The sequence below is a fragment of the Bradyrhizobium sp. CCBAU 21365 genome (assembly GCF_015291305.1).
Classification (GTDB): domain Bacteria; phylum Pseudomonadota; class Alphaproteobacteria; order Rhizobiales; family Xanthobacteraceae; genus Bradyrhizobium; species Bradyrhizobium elkanii.
In genome coordinates, this window is the sequence record NZ_CP030036.1 from 5,832,106 (window position 1) to 5,851,265 (window position 19,160).

25 protein-coding genes and 2 tRNA genes are annotated in these 19,160 nt (G+C 64.6%); 13 read left to right on the forward strand and 14 right to left on the reverse strand.

Annotated features, from left to right (window positions below):
* The first annotated feature begins 19 nt into the window (after positions 1–19).
* A complete protein-coding gene (locus XI02_RS27360) occupies positions 20–904 on the forward strand; it encodes a polysaccharide deacetylase (protein WP_018272233.1) in 885 nt (294 codons plus the stop codon).
* On the opposite strand, the gene XI02_RS27365 is transcribed toward XI02_RS27360, so the two are convergent.
* On the reverse strand, positions 885–1,814 hold the full coding sequence (locus XI02_RS27365) for a LysR substrate-binding domain-containing protein (RefSeq protein ID WP_016843384.1): 930 nt from the start codon (positions 1,812–1,814) through the stop codon (positions 885–887). The two genes, XI02_RS27360 and XI02_RS27365, sit on opposite strands and share 20 nt — an antisense overlap.
* Before the next feature lie 24 nt (positions 1,815–1,838).
* On the reverse strand, positions 1,839–2,450 hold the full coding sequence (locus XI02_RS27370; protein ID WP_016843383.1) for a DUF1989 domain-containing protein: 612 nt from the start codon (positions 2,448–2,450) through the stop codon (positions 1,839–1,841).
* Positions 2,451–2,552: 102 nt separating this feature from the next.
* On the opposite strand from XI02_RS27370, the gene XI02_RS27375 reads away from it, so the two are divergent.
* Both XI02_RS27375 and XI02_RS27380 read left to right on the forward strand, forming a co-directional pair.
* Positions 2,553–3,524 (forward strand): LysR family transcriptional regulator, encoded by a 972-nt coding sequence (locus XI02_RS27375; protein ID WP_018272234.1) that lies wholly within the window; start codon positions 2,553–2,555, stop codon positions 3,522–3,524.
* 115 nt (positions 3,525–3,639) lie between these two features.
* On the forward strand, positions 3,640–4,500 hold the full coding sequence (locus XI02_RS27380; RefSeq protein ID WP_240537337.1) for a sterol desaturase family protein: 861 nt from the start codon (positions 3,640–3,642) through the stop codon (positions 4,498–4,500).
* 85 nt (positions 4,501–4,585) lie between these two features.
* On the opposite strand, the gene XI02_RS27385 is transcribed toward XI02_RS27380, so the two are convergent.
* Both XI02_RS27385 and XI02_RS27390 read right to left on the reverse strand, forming a co-directional pair.
* Complete coding sequence (locus XI02_RS27385) at positions 4,586–5,821, reverse strand: glycosyltransferase family 87 protein (RefSeq protein WP_016843380.1); 1,236 nt, start codon at positions 5,819–5,821, stop codon at positions 4,586–4,588.
* A gap of 328 nt (positions 5,822–6,149) precedes the next feature.
* A tRNA-Tyr gene (locus XI02_RS27390) sits at positions 6,150–6,235 on the reverse strand.
* Between the two features lie 309 nt (positions 6,236–6,544).
* Here XI02_RS27390 and rlmB point away from each other — a divergent pair.
* The gene (gene rlmB / locus XI02_RS27395) at positions 6,545–7,369 is read left to right on the forward strand and encodes a 23S rRNA (guanosine(2251)-2'-O)-methyltransferase RlmB (RefSeq protein ID WP_016843379.1); all 825 of its coding nucleotides are present in this window, start codon (positions 6,545–6,547) and stop codon (positions 7,367–7,369) included.
* A 60-nt stretch (positions 7,370–7,429) separates the two neighbouring features.
* Here rlmB and XI02_RS27400 read toward each other — a convergent pair whose 3' ends face one another.
* The 3 genes from XI02_RS27400 to XI02_RS27410 all read right to left on the reverse strand — a co-directional run bounded on the left by XI02_RS27400 (position 7,430) and on the right by XI02_RS27410 (position 9,358).
* Positions 7,430–7,849 (reverse strand): hypothetical protein, encoded by a 420-nt coding sequence (locus XI02_RS27400; protein WP_026192928.1) that lies wholly within the window; start codon positions 7,847–7,849, stop codon positions 7,430–7,432.
* Between the two features lie 95 nt (positions 7,850–7,944).
* Complete coding sequence (locus tag XI02_RS27405) at positions 7,945–8,418, reverse strand: hypothetical protein (RefSeq protein ID WP_018272262.1); 474 nt, start codon at positions 8,416–8,418, stop codon at positions 7,945–7,947.
* 172 nt (positions 8,419–8,590) lie between these two features.
* A complete protein-coding gene (locus tag XI02_RS27410; protein ID WP_016843376.1) occupies positions 8,591–9,358 on the reverse strand; it encodes a hypothetical protein in 768 nt (255 codons plus the stop codon).
* Positions 9,359–9,555: 197 nt separating this feature from the next.
* Here XI02_RS27410 and XI02_RS27415 point away from each other — a divergent pair, with 197 nt between their 5' ends.
* The 7 genes from XI02_RS27415 to XI02_RS27445 all read left to right on the forward strand — a co-directional run bounded on the left by XI02_RS27415 (position 9,556) and on the right by XI02_RS27445 (position 12,496).
* The gene (locus tag XI02_RS27415) at positions 9,556–9,993 is read left to right on the forward strand and encodes a hypothetical protein (RefSeq protein WP_038381361.1); all 438 of its coding nucleotides are present in this window, start codon (positions 9,556–9,558) and stop codon (positions 9,991–9,993) included.
* 162 nt (positions 9,994–10,155) lie between these two features.
* Positions 10,156–10,230 (forward strand) — tRNA-Thr (locus tag XI02_RS27420).
* A 211-nt stretch (positions 10,231–10,441) separates the two neighbouring features.
* The gene (locus XI02_RS27425) at positions 10,442–10,672 is read left to right on the forward strand and encodes a hypothetical protein (RefSeq protein WP_125459437.1); all 231 of its coding nucleotides are present in this window, start codon (positions 10,442–10,444) and stop codon (positions 10,670–10,672) included.
* A gap of 365 nt (positions 10,673–11,037) precedes the next feature.
* Positions 11,038–11,226, forward strand: a complete 189-nt coding sequence (locus XI02_RS27430) for a hypothetical protein (RefSeq protein WP_016843374.1) — start codon at positions 11,038–11,040, stop codon at positions 11,224–11,226.
* Positions 11,227–11,281: 55 nt separating this feature from the next.
* On the forward strand, positions 11,282–11,461 hold the full coding sequence (locus tag XI02_RS27435) for a hypothetical protein (protein WP_016843373.1): 180 nt from the start codon (positions 11,282–11,284) through the stop codon (positions 11,459–11,461).
* Positions 11,462–11,598: 137 nt separating this feature from the next.
* Positions 11,599–11,829, forward strand: a complete 231-nt coding sequence (locus tag XI02_RS27440; RefSeq protein ID WP_016843372.1) for a hypothetical protein — start codon at positions 11,599–11,601, stop codon at positions 11,827–11,829.
* Positions 11,830–11,962: 133 nt separating this feature from the next.
* Positions 11,963–12,496 carry a hypothetical protein gene (locus XI02_RS27445; protein ID WP_018272265.1) on the forward strand — a complete coding sequence of 178 codons (534 nt, stop codon included), beginning with the start codon at positions 11,963–11,965 and terminating at the stop codon, positions 12,494–12,496.
* Between the two features lie 36 nt (positions 12,497–12,532).
* On the opposite strand, the gene XI02_RS27450 is transcribed toward XI02_RS27445, so the two are convergent.
* From XI02_RS27450 to XI02_RS27460, 3 genes are all read right to left on the reverse strand, one after another.
* Complete coding sequence (locus XI02_RS27450; RefSeq protein ID WP_016843370.1) at positions 12,533–13,693, reverse strand: DUF2652 domain-containing protein; 1,161 nt, start codon at positions 13,691–13,693, stop codon at positions 12,533–12,535.
* Positions 13,694–13,808: 115 nt separating this feature from the next.
* Entirely contained in the window at positions 13,809–14,657 is an 849-nt protein-coding gene (locus XI02_RS27455) for an alpha/beta fold hydrolase (protein WP_016843369.1), read from the reverse strand.
* Positions 14,654–15,022, reverse strand: a complete 369-nt coding sequence (locus XI02_RS27460; RefSeq protein ID WP_063709307.1) for a hypothetical protein — start codon at positions 15,020–15,022, stop codon at positions 14,654–14,656. The genes XI02_RS27455 and XI02_RS27460 overlap by 4 nt, the downstream gene beginning before the upstream one ends.
* 509 nt (positions 15,023–15,531) lie before the next feature.
* Here XI02_RS27460 and XI02_RS27465 point away from each other — a divergent pair.
* Positions 15,532–15,780, forward strand: a complete 249-nt coding sequence (locus XI02_RS27465; RefSeq protein WP_016843366.1) for a hypothetical protein — start codon at positions 15,532–15,534, stop codon at positions 15,778–15,780.
* A gap of 66 nt (positions 15,781–15,846) precedes the next feature.
* Here the strand turns inward: XI02_RS27465 and XI02_RS27470 are convergent, their stop codons facing one another.
* From XI02_RS27470 to XI02_RS27485, 4 genes are all read right to left on the reverse strand, one after another.
* Positions 15,847–16,086, reverse strand: a complete 240-nt coding sequence (locus tag XI02_RS27470) for a DUF6719 family protein (protein WP_026192929.1) — start codon at positions 16,084–16,086, stop codon at positions 15,847–15,849.
* A gap of 183 nt (positions 16,087–16,269) precedes the next feature.
* A complete protein-coding gene (locus tag XI02_RS27475; protein ID WP_016842362.1) occupies positions 16,270–16,986 on the reverse strand; it encodes an outer membrane protein in 717 nt (238 codons plus the stop codon).
* Positions 16,987–17,302: 316 nt separating this feature from the next.
* On the reverse strand, positions 17,303–17,728 hold the full coding sequence (locus XI02_RS27480) for a hypothetical protein (RefSeq protein WP_016842361.1): 426 nt from the start codon (positions 17,726–17,728) through the stop codon (positions 17,303–17,305).
* Positions 17,729–17,957: 229 nt separating this feature from the next.
* Entirely contained in the window at positions 17,958–18,278 is a 321-nt protein-coding gene (locus tag XI02_RS27485) for a His-rich protein BRANT (protein ID WP_075968988.1), read from the reverse strand.
* A 284-nt stretch (positions 18,279–18,562) separates the two neighbouring features.
* On the opposite strand from XI02_RS27485, the gene XI02_RS27490 reads away from it, so the two are divergent.
* The gene (locus XI02_RS27490) at positions 18,563–19,111 is read left to right on the forward strand and encodes a lipopolysaccharide assembly protein LapB (RefSeq protein ID WP_016842359.1); all 549 of its coding nucleotides are present in this window, start codon (positions 18,563–18,565) and stop codon (positions 19,109–19,111) included.
* Positions 19,112–19,160 lie beyond the last annotated feature (49 nt).

Here is a 19,160-nt window from a genome sequence, read left to right on the forward strand (position 1 = left end):
GCTGCATGAGGATGATCCGATGATAACGAATCCCATCCCCTGGCCGAACGGCGCGCGCTGCGCCTGCGCGATCACCTTCGACGTCGACGCCGACAGCCTCATTCATATCGCGCGGCCGAAGGACTCCTTCGACCGGCTCTACCCGATCACGATGGGACGATACGGGCCGACCGTCGGCGTGCCGCGCATCCTCGAGACTTATCGCCGCCTCGGCCTGAAGCAATCGTTCTTCATGCCGGCCTGGACCATGCAGCGCTATCCGGATGCGGTGGAAGCGATCCTTGAAGCGGGTCACGAGATCGGCCATCACGGCTACATCCACGAGGACCCGACGGAGATTTCCTCGGCGCAGCAGCGCGAGGCCTTCGAGCGCGCGCTTGCCATCCATGTCGCGATGACCGGGCGGAAGCCGCGCGGCTACCGCGCGCCGGTCTACAATGCCAACCAGAGCACGATCGATCTCCTGATCGAGCACGGCTTCGTCTACGATTCGTCGCTGATGGCCGACGACATCCCGTACCAGATGCGCACCACGCGCGGATCGCTCTACGAGATGCCACCGCACTGGGGATCGGACGATTGGCCGCCCTTCGCCCATTACGCGGAGATCGGCTACATGATGCCGGTCAAATCGCCGAGCGACGGCCTTGCCGCCTCGTTCGAGGAGTTCGAAGCCGCCTATGAGGCCGGCGGATTCTGGATGGGGATCTGGCACCCGTTCCTGACCGGCCGGCTCGCCCGCTGGCGCGTGGTCGAGCGCTGGCTCGAGCGGGTCGTCGCCGACCGCAAGGTGTGGTTCGCATCGCTCGAGGAGATCGCCGCGCATCTCGACGGCCTGGTCAAGGCAGGCACCTACCAGGTCCGTGTCGAGACCCTGCCCTACTTCACGCAGCCCGTGTCATGACCTGTCGGGGAGCCGCCCGAAATGCGGCGGCTTCCCCGCGCAGCCAGTCGATGAATGCCGTCACCGATTTGCGCCGGGCAGCGCCCGGCGCATCGACGAGACGATAGGCAAAGCCCGCAAGCGCGGGACCGTCGAGCCGGCGCAGCGTGCCCTGCCGCAATTGCTCGTCGACCAGCGCATCGCTGCACAATAGCGGTCCGAGCCCGCGCTCGGCGGCATGCAGCGCCAGCGGCTCCTCGCTGTACCAGGAGATGCGGAAGTCCCGGCCGGGATCGTGATCGGCCTTCGCGAGCCAGGCCGACCACGCCGGCGAATCCAGCGCGGCGTTCTTCCAGCGGAACGCCAGCAGCGAGCGCGAACGGACGTCGTCAATGGCGAGACGGGCACCGGGCGGACAGATCGTGCTTGCCGCAACCGCAATGTAGCGATCGCTGAACAGCACCGATGTCTCGCCGGCGCGATCCGCGCGTCCGTAGCGGATCGCCAGATCGACGCCGTCGGTGCCCGGTGTGCGCACCTCCTCGGTCGCATCGATGTGGACCACGACCGATGGGAACGCCGCGTTGAAGCGCGCGAGCCGCGGCATCAGCCAGCGCTCGGCGAAGGCGCGCGTGGTCGATACGGTGATCGCATCGCCATCGGCCGGCGGCCTGATCGCCGCGAAGGCGCTCGCCATGCGGTCGAAACCGTCGCGCAGCATCGGAAACAGCGCATGGCCCTCCGCCGTCAGCACGACCGCGCGGCCGGAGCGTTCGAACAGTCTGTGGCCGAGGATCGCTTCGAGTTGCCGGACCTGGTGGCTGATCGCCGTCACGGTGACACAGAGCTCATTGGCGGCGGCAGTGAAGCTCTCGTGGCGCGCCGCGGCTTCGAACGCGCGGACGGCATTGAGCGGCGGCAGCTTGCGCATGATCGGTTCTCCGCGCTGACAGCTTCAGGCGATGAGAAAGTGAGCGTCGGTCGGCCGCATGTCGTTCACCGGCACCATGTCCTGCGGACAGGCCGAGAACACGATGACCAGATCCATCTCGGCGCGCAGCGCCACATACTGCCCGGCCTCGCTGACCGGCGACCTGAAGTCCAGTTGTCCGCTGTCGTCGACCGGCACATTCATGAACAGATTGAGCGGCGCCGGCGTCACCGCGGCCGACAGTCCGACGGTCTCGAGCGCGTGCGCCAGATTCTGCGTGCAATTGTCATGATGGCCGACGGCGCCGAGCTGGCGATAGCGGTGGATGTCGCAGGCCGCGATCAAGGTGTCGTGGATTCCCGGCGTTGTGTCGGCGACCAAGGTGAGGATGGCGCGGCGCCGGTTGGTGGTCAGCGTGTCGCCGACGCGCGGAACGAGCCGCAGCATCGATGCGCGGCTGTGCTCCATCGACATGAACTCGCCGGTGTCGCGGGCATTGAAGGCCCAGGTATCGACCACCTGCTTGCCGTGGGTGTTGACGATCGTGACGGTCTCTCCCGCATCGAGGCGAGCCGCCACGCCGTTGCGGGCCGGGATCAGACGGGCGCGGGTCAGATCGATGGTTGCTGCGGTCACGTGATGTCTCCTCAATGGCTCGTTGCGCCATTGGAGCACCGCCCGTCATGCAATTCTAATAATATTAGTTGTGTCCATTATAGCAGATTCGTATAGTCGCTCATGCGCCTCAGACAGCTCGAATGCTTCCGCGCCCTGATGCTCCACGGCACCATGACAAGGGCGGCCGAGCTGCTCGGCATGTCGCAGCCCGGCATCAGCACCATGATCGCGGGCCTCGAGCACGAGACCGGCCTCAACCTCTTCCTGCGCCGCGGCGGCCGCCTGCAACCCACCCCGGAAGCCAGGCTGTTCTATGTCGAGGCGGCGCGCGCTCTCGAAGCTGCCGAGAACGCATCGCGCGTGGCGGCCGAGATCAGGTCCGGGCGGCGCGGTCACCTCGCGATCGCGGCCTATCCGAGCATCTCGATCAATTTGCTGCCGCGTCTGCTGTCGCAATTCGCCAAGAACAGACCCGAGCTGCAGATCAAGATCATCACGCGGAATTCCGCGACGGTCCGCGAGCTGATCTCGACCCAGCAATTCGATCTCGCGGTCGCCGAGCTGCCGCTGGATTATCCGACCTCGCATATGGAGGTGTTCTCGTATGAGTGCGCGTGCATGCTGCCGCATGCGCATCCGCTAGCGAAGCTGAAGCAGATCACTCCTGATGACCTCGACGGCGTTCCGTTCGTCACGCTGTTTCGCGGCGACCCGATCTATCAGCAGCTGGCATCCGCCTTCTCCGAATATGGCGCACGCTGGAACGTGGTGGCGGAAACCGAATTCTTCTCGACCGCCTGCCAGCTCGTCGCCGAGGGCCGCGGCGTCGGCATCGTCGATCCGGTGGTGAGCAAGCCGTTCACCGAGGGCCTTGCCATCCGCCCGTTCAAGCCGAAGATCCAGTACCAGATCGCGATCCTCTCCCCGACGCATGAGGCGCCGTCGCAGATGGCGCAGGATTTCGCGAAGCTGCTGCGGCGTGGATTGCGGGGGGGTGAGTCGAGGTGGTGGCGGCGCAACGCTGGTGGAGATGTTCGCAAGGATGGAGTGACGGGCTGGATTTGGCCCGCTCCGGCTCGCGGACACCCGTGATCCCCGTAGCGGCACGGGGATGCTGATTAACGCTGCCACAACCCGGGTTTCGTTTCCGATTGACGCCATCGGGGACCGAGGTGGTAGGCTGTCGCCATTTCATGTGGCCATTTGAATGCGCGCGTTATTGGAACAATATCAGCTGTTGCTGGCGCCCCTGATCTTCGTGCCGTTCGAGCAACTCTTTGCAGCGAGGCCGCAGAAGATCTTCAGGCGTGGTCTGTCGACCGACATGGCCTTCCTGTTTCTCAACGGCTGGCTGGTGTTCATCGGCGTGACCGCGATCATCGCACTGGCGACGCTGGTCAATCAATCGATCCTGCCCTCGGCCGTCAAGCAGGCGGTCAGCGATCTCCCGTATTGGGCTCAGGCGCTCATCGCGATCGTGATCGGGGACCTCGGCATCTACTGGACCCACCGCATCCTGCATGTCGTGCCCGCCATGTGGCGCATCCATGCCGTCCATCACGCCGTCGAAGAGCTGGACTGGCTCGCCGCGATCCACCAGCACCCGCTTGACGTGACCTTCATGAAGGTTGGTTCGCTGTTTCCGCTGTTCGCGCTCGGTTTCTCCGCTGAGGCGATCGGGACCTATCTTGCGATCTACTACTGGCAATCCTGGCTCGCGCACGCCAACGTGCGCCTGGGCTACGGCCCGCTACGCCATGTCCTGGTGTCGCCGGAGTTTCATCACTGGCACCACAGCAGCGAGCGGGAAGCCAGGGACAAGAACTACGCCGGGCTGTTCTCGTTCTACGATGTGCTATTCGGCAGCCTCTATCTTCCGGAAGGGCAGAAGCCGACGGCATTCGGCGTCGATCATCCAATGCCCACGAGGTACCTGGCGCTTTTGGCCTATCCATTTTTCGCCTGGGCCTCGATGCTCAAGCGCGACGATCCGTCGGGCACCAGGCGCCCGGTTGGCGCGGAGGCTGTGCCCGGCACGGCAACGCCGCCGGCGCACCAGGACGGCTGATCCTATGATCTTCGCAGACTGTTCGCGATCAGGACACTAAAGCGCGATGAGATCGGGTTGAATCCTCATCGCGCCGGATCATGCTTTAGCCTCCAACGGTCGCAGATTTTCGCAACTCCTCGCCTGGAGCCGTCTCGCCGGCCTCTTGCCGGTATCTCGTCCAGATCAGCGCGATCACGGTTGCGCACATCATGGGGCCGAGAGGCGTGCGCACGAACGGGAAAGCGTATCCCAATACGAAGACGACGCTGACCGCGATCCGGAAGGCGCTTCGACCCGAACGCGACGCGAGGCGGCCCGCGCTGGCGTTCATGAGAAACACCAGCGCGACCACCAGGATCGGCATATCGTAGATCGCGAAGTAAGGAGAAATCAGCGGCGTTGCCGCCAGCAGGCTTGCGGCCTTTACCGCGAAGCTGACATGGCCGCGCCACAGGATCAGCACCCCGACCGCAACCACCGATGCGATGGCGACGTGAAATGCCATCGCCAGACCATAGCCAAGGCCGGCGTCTCTCAAGAGACCATAGATGCTCTGCAGTTTGTACCATGGCAGCGCGCCACTGAGGTGGAATTGCGTCGTGGCGAAGGTGGCGGCCGCGCGGAATCCATCGAAGGTATCCCAACCGAAGATCAGCCCGGCGAGCAGCAGCAGGACCGGAATCATAAGGGCGGCGGTGATGACGACGCGCCAACGTCCGGTGGCGATCAACACGAAGGGAAGCAGAACGCCATATTGCGGTTTGAAGATGAGCAGCGCGATCAGGATTCCGCTGAGAAGCGAACGCCTGTCCAATGTCAGCAGGATGCCGCCGAGCAACGATGCGGCAAGCAGCGCGCTTTGGCCGGAGATGAAATCGTAGAATACGGGCGGAGCAGCGAGTGCCAGCAGCAGCGCGGCGGAGCGTGGCCGGATGGCATGAACGACAAGCAGCCAGCAAGACAGCTTCGCCGCGCTCCAGACCCAGAACGCGATCGGAAAGGGCAGCAGCGCCAGCGGCGCCACAACCAGGAAAAACACCGGCGGATAAAAGAACGGAACCGGTACCTGATCGTAAGGATACGGAGCGTGATTGAGGGATTGCAGCCGGAGAACAAGTTGCTGATGCAGCTGCTCCCAATCGTAGGCCGCCGCCGCATGGCCTTCGAGCGCCATCGCGCCCGCGCCCCAGAAACATGAAAAATCGATTCCGGCCTGGCCAGCACCACCAAAAAATGCCGGTATCGAAAGCAGGATCGAGACGCCGAACAGGACAGCGCAGGCAACCATCAGCGCCGGGTCGTCTCCTGCAGAAGCGTCCCAGTGCAAAATTTTCTTCATGTCGTCTGAAACGGCTCAATCATGAAATGGCGCAATCTACCATTGCACTCTCGGGCCGAGCAACGGAACGCCGGCGGCAGCTGGAGATGTTTGCGCGGATAGGGTGAAGAAGCGGGTGTCGAATGGACGAGCAGGTTGTGGCCCGCCTTCGCTCACTTCGCTACGATGGAGTTTCCTGGGCTTGCCGGGCCGTGGGTCGCGAAGCGACTCATGCCTCGCCGATGCAGCCCGCCGTCGCCCTTCGGGCTATGGCGTGGCAGCCTTCTCGCTTCGCTACGATGGAGTTTTCCCGGCCTGCCGAGCCGTAGCTCGCGAAGCGAGCGAAGGCTGGTGGGGGAGGCAGGACTCGAACCTGCGAAGCCATGAGGCGGCTGATTTACAGTCAGCTCCCTTTGCCACTCGGGACACTCCCCCGTCCAACAGCATCAGACCGGCCGCGCGAGTGGCGGCGGACCGGGTCATCGAAATGACGCTGATAACCGGCCGACCCGAAGCGGGTGCGCGGTCGGGCGCGTTTATGGGGGAAGGCGGTCCCCAAAGTCAACCAAGCCAGCCATCTAATTGGGATACTTTTGCAGGCTCGGGCGATCTCTGTTCCAAAGTCGTGAGTCTTGCGGCTAGATTCTTGTTTTGTCGCGTTTTCTTCACGCGAACCGGCCCCCACTTCGCTCGAAAACGCTGTGTAAAATTGCCAATATTCGGGAGCCGTGACACAAGCCTCACATGAGCGACCGCGACCGCAAACCCAATTTCCGAGGCAAGGGCGGTAAACCCTTCCAAAAAGGGCCGAAATTCGGCCGTCCGCCGGCCCGGCGGGAACGCGAATCCGGTTCCGACGGGCCGGTGATTCTGTACGGCTGGCACACGGTGTCGGCCGCGCTTGCCAACCCCGACCGCCATATCCGCAAGCTTTACCTCACCGAGAACGCGGCCAAGCGCCTCGCCGACGAAAACATCGCGACCCGCGTCGCCCCCGAGATCGTCCGGCCGAGCGAGATCGACCGGCGCCTCACCCCCGATGGGGTGCATCAGGGCCTCCTGGCGGAGGCCGATCCCCTGCCCTCGCCCGGCATCGACACGCTGGCGCTGGAGGGCATCGTGCTGGTGCTCGACCAGATCACCGATCCGCACAATGTCGGCGCCATCCTGCGCTCGGCCGCGGCGTTCGCGGTGAAGGCGATCGTCACCACCGCCCGCCACAGCCCGGAGGCGACCGGCGTGCTGGCGAAGTCCGCCTCCGGCGCGCTCGAACTGGTGCCTGTCGTCACCGTGCAGAACCTTGCGCGCGCGCTGAACGAGTTGAACGAGCGCGGCTTCCAGACCGTCGGCCTCGACAGCGAGGGCACCGAGGATCTCGGCAAGGCCGCGCTGCAAGCGCCGCTCGCGCTGGTGCTCGGCGCCGAAGGCAAGGGCTTGCGGCAATTGACGCGCGAGACCTGCCGCCTCGTCGCCCGCCTCGACATGCCCGGCGAGATCAAGAGCCTCAACGTGTCGAACGCCTGTGTGCTCGCGCTCTATATCGGCGCCAGCCGGCTCGGGCTGATGTGAACGACAAACGCCCGCTCGCGTGACGCGAACGGGCGCTGATCTCTCGAACTGACGATCGGATCAGTAGTAGCGGCGCAGCACCGGATGGCCGTAGCGGCCGTAGCGATAGCCGTAGTGCGAACGATAGCCGTAGTGATGGCGGTAGCCGTAGTGACGGTAGCCGTAGCGGCGATAGCCGTAATACGGGCGGCCGTAGCCTTCGCGGTAGTACGGGCGCGGTGCCCAGTTGCCCGGACCGGTGTAGGTAGGTCCCTGGTTGACGTAATAGTACTGCTGCGCCGCGCTGGGATAAGCGGCATCCGGGTCGGGCAGACGTTCGACGGCGCCGTAACCGTAGCCGTAGCCGTAACCCCCGCAACCACCGCAGCCGTAATTCACGACGGGCGCGGAATAGCCGCAAGGGTTGAATCCGCACGCCATTGCGGGCGCGCTCAGCATGACGGCCACCGCCGCAATCAGTCCTTTGATCATTTGACGCATTACTCTCTCCTGTAGGTCTCTCTGTTCGTCGCGTAGCTCTTGATGGCTATTCAGGACCCCCGTTTCGCGGGGCTCTTGATTTCGGGCAGTCGATTTCAGAATCCTCTGGGTCGCGGTGGCCGCGGGAACGGGCGCGGCAGCGGCCGCGGCCCGTTGAACTCCGGCGCGTAGATCACCGGCGGCGGATCGACCGGCACGTTGGACTGTGCCGGCAGCGGCGCCGATTCCGCGCCCCACGATTGATGATAGCTCTCGGCCGGCTTGGGCAGGCGGCGGTTGGCCGGCGGCTCGATCTCGAGGCGGCCGTAACCCGGCATGCGGCCAAGGCTCGGATAATAGTGGCCGACATTCGGCTGGGGATCGATCGGGCGGCCGCCATAGACGGTCGGCACCATCGACTCGTTGCGGGCGAGCCCCATCGCGCTTTCGACCACGGCATAGGAGGCGTCGACGCCGTTAATGATGATCGGCACGCCGGGCCGCACCGGCACGACAATGTCGAAGCCGCCGCCGGCCAGCGCCGTCGAGGTCATCGCAGCCAATATCGCCAGCGCAAGACTTGCGCGCATGTTCACCCAGCGTCCCGAATTGTTCCACCACAACCTAATCCAACGGCTCGGCGGAAGGGTTAAGGACGCCGGCCAAACTGCCGGTAAGCCTAACGCGTAAGCATCGGCATCCGGTCAATGCGGCCGTGCGGAATCAGAAATCGTTAACGGGCGCCCGGAAGCCGCCTACCCGTCAGGTGAAGGCGTTCTCGACGATCGAGTGGACGCCGATCGCGATCGTGACCGCGCCGACCGCCGTTTGCAGGCCGTGATTGGCCCAGGTCAGCCAGCGCGCCGAGGCTGCGAGCGGCACCGCGATCACGCTGGACAGCACGCCCATGCCGATCATCGAGCCGATGCCGAACAGCGCGACATAGCCGAGCCCGATCACTGGACTTGGGGCCTGCGACACCGTCAGCACCAACAGCGCCGCCGAGCCGGCCATGCCGTGCATCAGGCCGACCAGGAGCGTGCGCCAGCGGAAGCCGTGCGCATGGCTGTGCGCGGCGCGGACGTGCGGCACGGTGGACGCAAGCGCCACGGTGGACGCACGCGCTACGGTGGACGTAACCGCCACGGTGGACGTAGCCGCCACGGCTTCACCGGCATGGCTGTGGGCGTGGAAATGCGTGGTGCCGTCGCCATGCGAATGGGTGTGGAAGTGCACGCGGTCGCGCCACAGCCGCCACCACACATGCGCGCCGAGGCCGACCAGCATGATGCCGACCGCGGTCTCGATCGGCTGCGATACCGTCTCGGGAATCGCGCGCCCGAGCAGGATCGCGGCGCCGGCAAAGATGAACAAAGTGAGCGTGTGGCCAAGCCCCCAGGTCAGCCCGTGCTTGACGATGTCACCGACATGGGTGCGGCGGGCCGCGATGCTCGATACCGCCGCGATATGATCCGGCTCCAGCGCATGCTGCATGCCGAGCAGAAAGCCAAGACTCAAGATTCCGAACATCAATCCCCCGCGTCGGCACCGACACCAGTTCGTTCACCGCTGTACACGCAATTCTCGTCGAAGGCAGCGTGCTCCGGAACGCATCATGCGCACGAGCCTGCGGAACTTCACACTGGTTTGAACGCAGGGCAAGGCCGCGGCGGAACGAGCGCTGCACGGCGAAATTAGCCGTCCACCACGACGAGAGGAGGCCTTGCATGACACACTTCAGAATCCTCGGCGCAGCAGCCCTGCTCGCCTCGGCACTGGCGAGCCCGGCGATGGCGCAACAGACGATCGGCACCGCCGCGCGCTGCTCGAATGCCTGGCCGGACGCCCGATGCCAGGCGATGGCACCAGGCACCCGCACCGCCTATCACCAGCGCATCGATCGGCGGGACCGCGACTGGCAGAGCAGCTACAACCGCTATGACCCCGGCCCGTTCGCGCCTGTCGACGCCGCGGCCCGCGTGGCCGGTGGCGTCGTCGGCGGCGCGGTCGGCACGGCGGCTGCGGTCGCCACCGCCCCGTTTGGCGGCCCCGACTATGCCCGCACCCCGATCGGCGGCGCCGAATATGCCCGGCAGAACGGCTTTGTCTGCACCCCCGGCACCTGGTTCCGCGGCAGCGACGGCCGACGGCATCCGTGCCAGTAGCTCAGCTGACAGGCCGACGGCGCAAAAAGGCGGCCTGCGGGCCGCCTTTTGCTGTCGGGCCGATCCGGGGGCGCGATCGCTTCTCGCCTGCTCGGTTCAAGCCTTGGTTCTGGCTCTGGCGCGCCAAGTCTGCTATGCGAGCGCGCAAATCATTGCCAATTCGCCGGCTTAGCTCAGCGGTAGAGCAGCAGTTTTGTAAACTGAAGGTCGGGGGTTCAATCCCCTCAGCCGGCACCATTTGGCTTGGATTTCCGCCATCCTGGCCGCCGCGACCCAGCTTCAGTCTGCCGAGATCGACCGCCGGCCACGGCAGCCCCGCCAGCTCGCAGGCGAATAGGGCAGTTCCGAGCATGGGGAAGCGTGCTTCGACGCTGCAGAGCTGTCCGGAGCACGCTTCTTCGATGCCGACGCCGAAGCAGTCCGCTGCTGCAAATCCTTCGATGACCCCGTGAACGCCGACCGTCCTGCGGCCGATGCTGCCTTCAAACCGAAGTGCCTGGGCATCGCGTCCTCCATCCAGATATGCGCGGCTTTGCGCCGCGCGTCTTTCCCGGCTGCGATTCGAACACGTCGTCGCGATTCAATCAAAGCGCTTCGCTTGATTGCCCGCAATGTGCAGAGCGAGCCGTATTATTCCGGTGGTCGGGAGTGCAACATCGTCGATCGCGTTCACCGATAGCCAATGCAACGACCTCGGCGCGCCGCAATGTTTTGCATGAAGCCCTGCAAGAACGTTGAGTCCCCTCGCAACGACCACTTGTGATTTCCACCGGCACGACGAAGAACGGCACTCGGTTCGTCTGCACCCAACGCTAAGCACATCGATGGGACGACAGGAACCGCCACATCGACTGGTCGTGAAGCGCTGAGGTAGTTCGCCCCTTCCGAACCGACGCTGCGCCGCAGGGCCGGTTCGGAAAGCCGCTGCGACACCTCCCTGGCAGGAATCGTGGGATCCTTCCCGTAGGATCACCCATCCCTCGCCTTGCTTCTGTTCTTGCGGCCCCAAACGGGGTATGCAGAATGCGGGGTGGGACTCAGCCAATGACCTATTTGATCCTTGCCCGAGATGGCACCAGCCAAATCGTGCTGAAGCGCGACAGCGAAGACGCGGCCGAGAAGAAGGCACGCGAGCTGAAGGAGATGGGCTGGTTCGAAGTCGAGGTCCGCGAGGACAAGACGCGGCCCGCCGCGGCGGCTCCGCCGGCGGATCGCCCACCGACGCTGCAATGACACCTTAATGAACCTTTGCCGGGTGGCCCTTACAGATATGTGAGGAGCCGCCACCATGTCCGACACAGCACATTACCGCTTCCAATCCGATCAGGCGCGACGGCTGGCCCGGCAGGTGACCGACGCCGCGGTGCGCGAGAAGCTGCTCGAAATGGCCGAGGAATATGGCCGCTACGCCGACCTGATCGAGGCGCGCAGCACCGAGCAGGTACCCGCCGCGGTAACGGCCCATTAGGCCGAACCCTGCCCCGTTCCTGCCGGCACACCGGTTCGTCCTCTCCTGATGCTCGTTCTTAAGATGCGACGAAATCCGCGCGAAAACGTCTGAGGATTTGTTCGGAACGTTATGCCCGCTCACGCGATTTTCCTCGTATGAGGGTCCGCGAATCCAACCGCAATCTGCTGCTCCTGGGCACGTTCACGCTGCTCAGCGTGGCCGCGGCCGGCCTCGTCGCCCTGCTCGATCAGGCGCCCGCGCCGGCGAACCCCGCGCCTCGGCCGGCCGCGAATCAAGCGTCGGCGCCGAATCAGGGACTGGCCCAGACCCCGGTCCGGATCGTCGGTATCCCGTTCGTCCCGAACACCAATCCCCGTCAGCGCTGACCCGTCCGCGCCCGGCACGTGTCACAATTATGTCACCGCGCCTACCAAACAGTCGTATTCGTCAACCATCATGATGGCGAGCGCTTGATTCCGCGCGGTTGCTTTGCTGGAATCCGCGCGCTCAGGGTGCGCCATGAAGTGGATGAAGGAACGCGATCTCCTGATCGCGCAGACAATGGCCTTCGTACAGTCGGTGAAGGGCAAGCTGCCCGACGCCGAGCTGCCGGCGCCTGCCCGGCAGACGGCGCCGCCTGCGGCCCAGCCGACCGCCACGCCGCCTGCCGCTACACCTGCCCCCGCCGCGTTGCCAACCGCCGCTGAACAGGCCTTGGCCGAGGCGATCGCCACGTTCAGCGTCAAGCCTGCGGCCGAGGTGCGGGCTGCGGTGGTGCCGCCTCCGCTTCCGGTGCCGACCGTGATCGAGGGCCTGCCCCCCGCTCCGTCGCCCTTGGCGGTGACGGTCGTCGAAGTCCCGCCTCAGCCGGCGCAGCTGCCGCATTTTGCCAGGCTCGACATCAGCGGCGACTTCGGATCCGAGGTGCGGGAACGGGTTGCCAATTTCCGCGCCCAGCAGCAGCGCTTCCTGAAGGAGCGCGAGGAATACTGCACCACGACCATGGCCAAGGTCCGCGCCGCGATCAACGAGCTGCCGCGCTCGGGCAAGTAGCGCAGCCCCATTAGACTCCGGAGCGTGCGTTGGGCATCAGCCGCGCGCGCCCGATTTTACCGGTTCGGTCAGAAAGCGTCCGCCCGATCGCGTCAGCGCCGGATCTTCCACTGCGTCGAGGACAGGCTGCTTCCCCTCCAGCATGGATCGCAAACCGGCGATCGCCTTGGTCATGCGTTCGGTGTATTTGGCTGCGGCGCCGTCGACGAACTCTCGATCCTTTGGCTTAGGCTTGGCGACCCGCAGCTCCAGATGCGTCATTCCGTCTGGACCGTCCAGAACGGCGCGAGTCATCACGATCCGCGGCGCGCCGGGAATTGGAAGCGTAATGCCCACCGTAAAATAATCGGTCGGGCGCCAATCGAGCATCTCCTCAACGACGGTATGGTTGCCGTGCATACAGTGGTTCTTGGTGCCGAGACCGCGTCGTCCCTTGCCGGAATCCTCGACGATGGCGTCGGCGTCCCACCATTTCTGCCATTGCCCGGGCACGGTGAAAAACTCCCACACCGTCTGCCGCGGCGCGGCGATGTCGAATTCCAGTATGGCGTAGGCATCGTCGCGCGTCACCTGCATCCGGGTTTGCGCGTCTTCCTGCCGCCACGCCGCCTCGAGATCGCGCGCCCACAGCGTCACGTCGCCGATGACGTCGATGGTTTCGTGATGCGCGATGAGACCCTGCGCGACCGGATCGACGCCCATCGCGCGGATGGCCGCGTCGCTGTAGAGCGCATACGCGCGCCCGCCGATCTTCTCACCAACCGTGTTCTTGAGCAGCCGGTGAACCAGAATGACGTCGCGCCCGGCGAGTTCCTCTCTCCCGCCCATCTTCTGCTTCACCATCTCGCCATGATGAATAACGAACTTGAAATCGAGATCGCCCATCGCGACGCAGGCTTGACACTCGCAAGTCGAGGCCTGGCGCACACTGCGCAGGCGCCGCCGGAATTTGAAATAGGCGCCCTCGATCGCGTCCTGCAGCAGCGAGCCGTCGATCTTTTCGGCGGTGGTGTAGACGAACGCGGCGTCGCCTTCGAACTTGGCGAGGCGGAATGGCGGGCGCAGCGCTTTCACCACCGTATCCATGAAATCGGCGATGATGTCCTGCGCATGGTCGAGCTCGACCGCCGCGAGGAAGTTGGTATAGCCGGAGATATCGGCAATCGCGAAATAGGCCGCTTCAGCCTTCGGAAGCATGGGGACCTCCTGCGCAACCGGTTCACGCCCAATCGTGCGGACGCGCAGTCTGTCATACCGCACCGCCCGCAGTCGAGGATCAAAGCAACCGCCCTGCGCTCGCAAGCATCTGCCTCTAGCGGCCGCCGATCTGCTCCAGCACCGGCAGCAGATGCTTGAGAAACTCGCCCGGATTCTCGCTCATCGGGAAATGGCCGAGGCCCTTCATGATGGTGACCTCGGCTCCGGCGATGCTGTTCGCCACCGCCAGCGTCTCTTCCGGGGTGCAGGAATAATCGTACTCGCCCGACAGCAGGAACAGCGGGCAACGTCTCGTGTCGATCTCGGCGACGCGGGCGCGGATGTCGCCGTCGATCTTGTAGAAATAGAGGTCGCCCTTGAACACGCCGGGCCCGCCCTGCATGTAGTGCCACAGCGTCTCCCACCGCTCCTTGTCGGGCGCGTCGGGGCCGACGAGGCCCGAGACGATGGCGGCGGCGACCTCGCCGCCATGCACGTCCGGCCGGTGCAGGAAATTCAGGTCGTAATAGGGATCGACATGCGCGCCGGCCTGCAGGCCGATGATGGCGCGGAAACGTTCGGGATGCTCCAGCGCGAGATGCAGCGCGATCCGGCCGCCGATCGAGCAGCCGATCACGATCGGCCTGTCGAGGTCGAGCGCGTCCATCACCGCGAGGATCATGGTCGTGTATTGCGCGGAGGTGAGCTGGTACTCCTCGTCGTGCCAGCCCTGCGGCGGCGACGACTTGCCGTGCCAGGGCATGTCGAAGGCGATGACGCGGTGGTTGCGCGTGACCCGCGCATCGTTCATCAGGCCGCGATATTGCCGCCCGTCCGCCCCTGCGGTGTGCAGGCAGAGCAGCGGCGTGCCCTCGCCCGCCTCCTCGACATAGACGCGGTGGGCCCGGCCGAACAGCTCCAGATGCATGTAACGGCCGACGATCGGTTCGAATCTCGCGCTCATGCGGCCACTCCCTCGCGGCGCAGCTTGCCCAGCGCCTCCTTGAAGTAGCGCAGGTTCGCCATGAAGATCTGCAGCTCGCCCTCGGCCTTCAGCACGCGGCGCTTGATCAGCGCCATCAGGTCGTTCGAGCCCGGCGGCGGCCGCTCTTCGCAGAACCGGTCCCACTCCGCCTGCGAGGTGCGCAGCGCGAACGACGACGACGGCATCACGAACGGGCCCTTCGTGACCGCGACGATGCGGCCCTCATGGATCGCGATCAGCCAGGCGGCGGCGCCGATCTCGAGCAGGAATGTCGTGGTGAGGTAGCGGCCGCGCCGCACCAGGCCAGCGTCGCCGTTGACCCGTTCCTTCAGCGTGTCGATCATATCGGCTCCCCCGATCGCGGCCCGTCCGCGCAGGGCGCAGCGGGCGCTTGTTCTGCCGGCAATGATGGGAGGAATGCAGGTGCCGTCAATCGCCAGCGGCGCCGCGCGGCTCCGGCGATTTCGCGTGGCCGCCACATACGAATTTTGGCGAGAGCCGGGAGATCTAGAGCCAGGATATCTAGAGCCAGGACCAGACCAGCGCCACGTTGGCGGCGCAGGCCGCGAGCAGCGCAACCGCAAGCGCGAGCTGCACGCGTTCGTAGGGGGGCTGGTGGATCGCTCTCATGGACCGAAGCATCCGGCGATTCTAGCCGGCGAGTCCCGGGGATTCTTTTTTCCGGGGTTTACCACCCGTTAAGGACTCAAGGCCCTTCCGCGAAAGGGCCGAAATGACTCATATTTTCAGATGCTTGCCGCAGATGCTCGCTCACGGTTCCGTGACCGGAACGGCGATATTGCCTGAAACCCAAAACGGGGGCTGGCGTTGTCGGTTGTTTGGGGAACGACGAATGCCGTACGCGCTGTTTTATCAGGACGCCAAACTGAGCAAGGCCTACCCGACCGAGGCGGATGTCTGGACGCTGGCCAGGAAATCCGGCCTGGTGGTGGATGCCATTTCCGAGGAGAAGTCCGCGCCCCGCCCGGTGCTGGATAACGACTACGAGATCCGGCCCTGTCAGCTCGAGCCGAACGAGGATCCGGCCAAGAACAAGGCCGATGCCGATCGCGAAGCGCGCCTGGAGCCGCGGTTGAACTGATCAGACGGTAGGCTGGCCGGCGCGCAGCGGCGGACCGGGGATGCAATGGGTGCGGTCGCCCCGCGCCTACGGCGTTGCCGTCGCCAGCGAGGCCTGTTCGGCGGCGAGCGAAACGCAAATCTTCCGCCGATGCAGACCGCGGATCGCGCCGGTCACCTTGAGCACCTTGCCAGCCGAGCAGGACGCGTCCTGCACGAATACGACCTCATAAGGCGCGAGCGCCAGGGGTTCGGATTTGAGGATAGTCTGGGCAAGGCACGGCACGGAGACCGCAGAGAGGATCAGCCCTAACGCAAAACTACGCATGTTCGTTTGTCCACCAGCCCGGCGACCGCATAATAGCGCAGCACGATGAAAGTTCCGTGCCATGCAGGAATTATTTTTTGCATTGCACGATCAGGCGTGAACATCAGCTGAATGAGACAGCGTCCGGCAAACAAAAAGGCCGACCCTAAGGCCGGCCTTTTCATTGATGCGATGAAGCCGCGATCAGTAGCGGGAGCCGACCGGGCCACCCCAGCCGAAGCGGTAGTTGACCCCGAGCTTGACGGTGTGCTCGTCGTTCCGGAAGCTCGTGCCGACGAGGTCGGCCGGGCCGCTGGTGAAGTTGGTCTTGCCGAAATTGTAGTACTGGTATTCGGCCTTCGCCGACCAGTTCGGGGCGAACATGTATTCGAGGCCCGCGCCGACCGTATAGCCGTCCTTGTGGCCGCCATCGGTGGTGAAGGACGCCGGCACGCCGCCGACCGACGCGGTGATGTTGTTGTTGTCGCGCCAGGCATAACCGCCCTTGGCGTAGAGCAGCGCGGGACCCCAGGTGTAGCCAAGGCGGCCGGTCACCGAACCGATCTGGTCGGTGTTGCCGGTCACCAGCGTTCCGCCCGGGAGCAACACGCCATTGTTCGAGGAGCTGGGCAGCCAGGAATACTGCGCCTCGGCGCCCATCACCCAGTTCGGGGCGAACTGATAGTCGAAGCCGCCCTGCACGCCACCCATGAAGCGCGCGTCGCTGCCCATCAGGTTGTTGCCGTCGGTGAACGCGCCGCCGACATGGCCGCCGATATAGAAACCGGTCCAGTTGTAGACGACGGCGGGTGCGGTATAGGGCGGCGGTGCCTTGGTATAGGTGCGGGCCGGCATGTCAGCCGCAAACGCAGGGCCCGCAAGGGCGGCCAGCGCGACTGTGCCGAACAAAAACTTCTTCATTTCTGGTCCCCGTTACTAACGCTGCGCTGTTAAGCCAAACAACGTGACCTCAATTAGGTTGCTTTGGGGCAATGCCGCACCCGTGATGTTTCCGAGCTGTGACAGGGTCGCAACAACGCCCGTCTGTTCCCTGGCACAGAAGGTTTTTTTCACCGGTTAAGCAGCCGCATCTCGCCTGAATGTAAGTCGCAAACGGCTAAAGTGAAGTTCAACGCTCCCCGAAAAGTGATCGGAGTTCGCTAACGTTTCGATCAGGCTTGCGACAAGCGGCCGCGCAGAAGCGCGGTCAGCACCTCACACTTTTCCGGATCATGCCCTAGCGCGACATCTTTTCCAGTTCCGGAAAAGCCGCATAGGACGCGCCGGCGCAGGGCTCGGCGGGGTTGTCGAGGATGCGGTCGAGCCGGCCGTCGACAAACAGGACACCGCGCTCCCGGGCCGGGCGGTAATTGCCGTCGGTATCCTTCGCGCTGTAGCGCAGGCACACGACGTAGCGCAGCCGGCCGCCGACCGTGCGCTGCGCCGGCTCGGCGATAGCAGCCTCGCGGACCCCGACCGGATTGTTCAGGTAGGTCCGCATGAACGCGAGGATCTGGTCGCGGTAGCGGTCCGGGAACGGCTGGTTGGCGACGCCCCGATCGTCGGTGAAGGTGGTCGGCCCGCTGCCGTCATCGCTGGTAAGGCAGCCGGCGAGCGGAAGCGAGAGCAGCAGGATGGCTGCCAGTTGTGATGAAATCCGCAAACGACGCTGTTCCCTGAGTCCCCGGAGGCGTCTCATAAACTGCCGGGCGGCCGAAGGGAATTCGCAACTCGGTTATTCTTCGCCCGGGTTCACAACCGGAGCCGGACGCACTCCGGCCCGTCGCCATTGGGGAAGCAATGGACGACGGGCCGGTTCTGCATCCAAAAGGCGCAGCGGGGCAAATGTGGATCGAAACTACGCCCCTCGGATCAGATTCAACCGCGCTTGATCAGCCGCGTTTGGCCGGCGCGACGTGCTTGATCGCTACCTTCGCACGGACGTGCTTGGTCGCATGCTTCGGCGACTTCACATTCAGCATGCCCATGTGATTGTGGTGACGGTGATGACGATAGTGCTTGTGGTGCATCTTGGCGTTGGCGCTGCGCACCTTGGACGGCAGCTGCTCGCTCTTGATGACGGGGGCAGCCTTGGTCGCGGGGGCGGTCGTGGTCGCCGGCGCGGGCGTTGCGGCCTTGCCGGTCTCGGCGGCGAGCGCGGGCGCTGCGATCACGGACATGGCGAGCAGCGCGGCGGAAATCGTCTTCAGCATGATGGTCCTCCTCGTCGGGATCGAGAGGTTTCCGGCCGGATGGTCGGCCTCACCGATCAATGCACGTGACCTTAGGGGCCGCGCACTGAACCCGTTCTGAAGGACCCTGACGGACTTCATTCATGTGCATGACATCTCTGTCATGTTCTCCTCTACCGCCGGAAAAGCAGGATCACGCAATCGTGGGATCGGCCGGGAATGTTCTGCACCCCTGGGTGTTCAAGTCATCAGGCTTCGGTGTAGGATTACCGAGCACGATCAGGAACGATCAGGAGCAACCAGGAATGAGCAGGAAGACGAAGTTTTTGGGCCTCGCAGTGCTCTCGATGACGCTCGCCTCCGGGCCGGTCATCTCGGCCTATGCGGCGGGCAGCGACAATCCCTCGCCGCCGGCTTCCGACAGCGGCAGCAGCAAGGGCAAGAAGGCGAAGAAGGACAAGAGCTCCGCGATCGACGATCAGAAGTTCCTGGCCGGCTATCGCGCCGCCTACACCACGATCTACGACAAGCACGACTACACCGCCGCGATCGGGCAGCTGAAGGCGCTCGGCCAGGATGATCGTGCCGACGTCGCCAACCTGATCGGCTACTCCTATCGCAAGCTCGGCGACTACAAGGTCTCGCAGATCTGGTACGAGCGCGCGCTCAAGGCCGACCCGGCCCATGTGCGCACCTGGCAGTATTACGGCCTCTGGCAGGTCGAACAGGGCAACCGCGATCAGGCGCAATACCACCTGAATCGCATCGCCCAGCTCGCCGGCACCAACAGCGACGAATATCGCTCGCTCGCCGCGGCGCTGGAGAAGCCCCCGGGCACCGGCCTGGTTTACTGAGTTAAGGCAACCGCTTTCGAGCCGGCGTAGTCGCGACGACTGCGCCGGC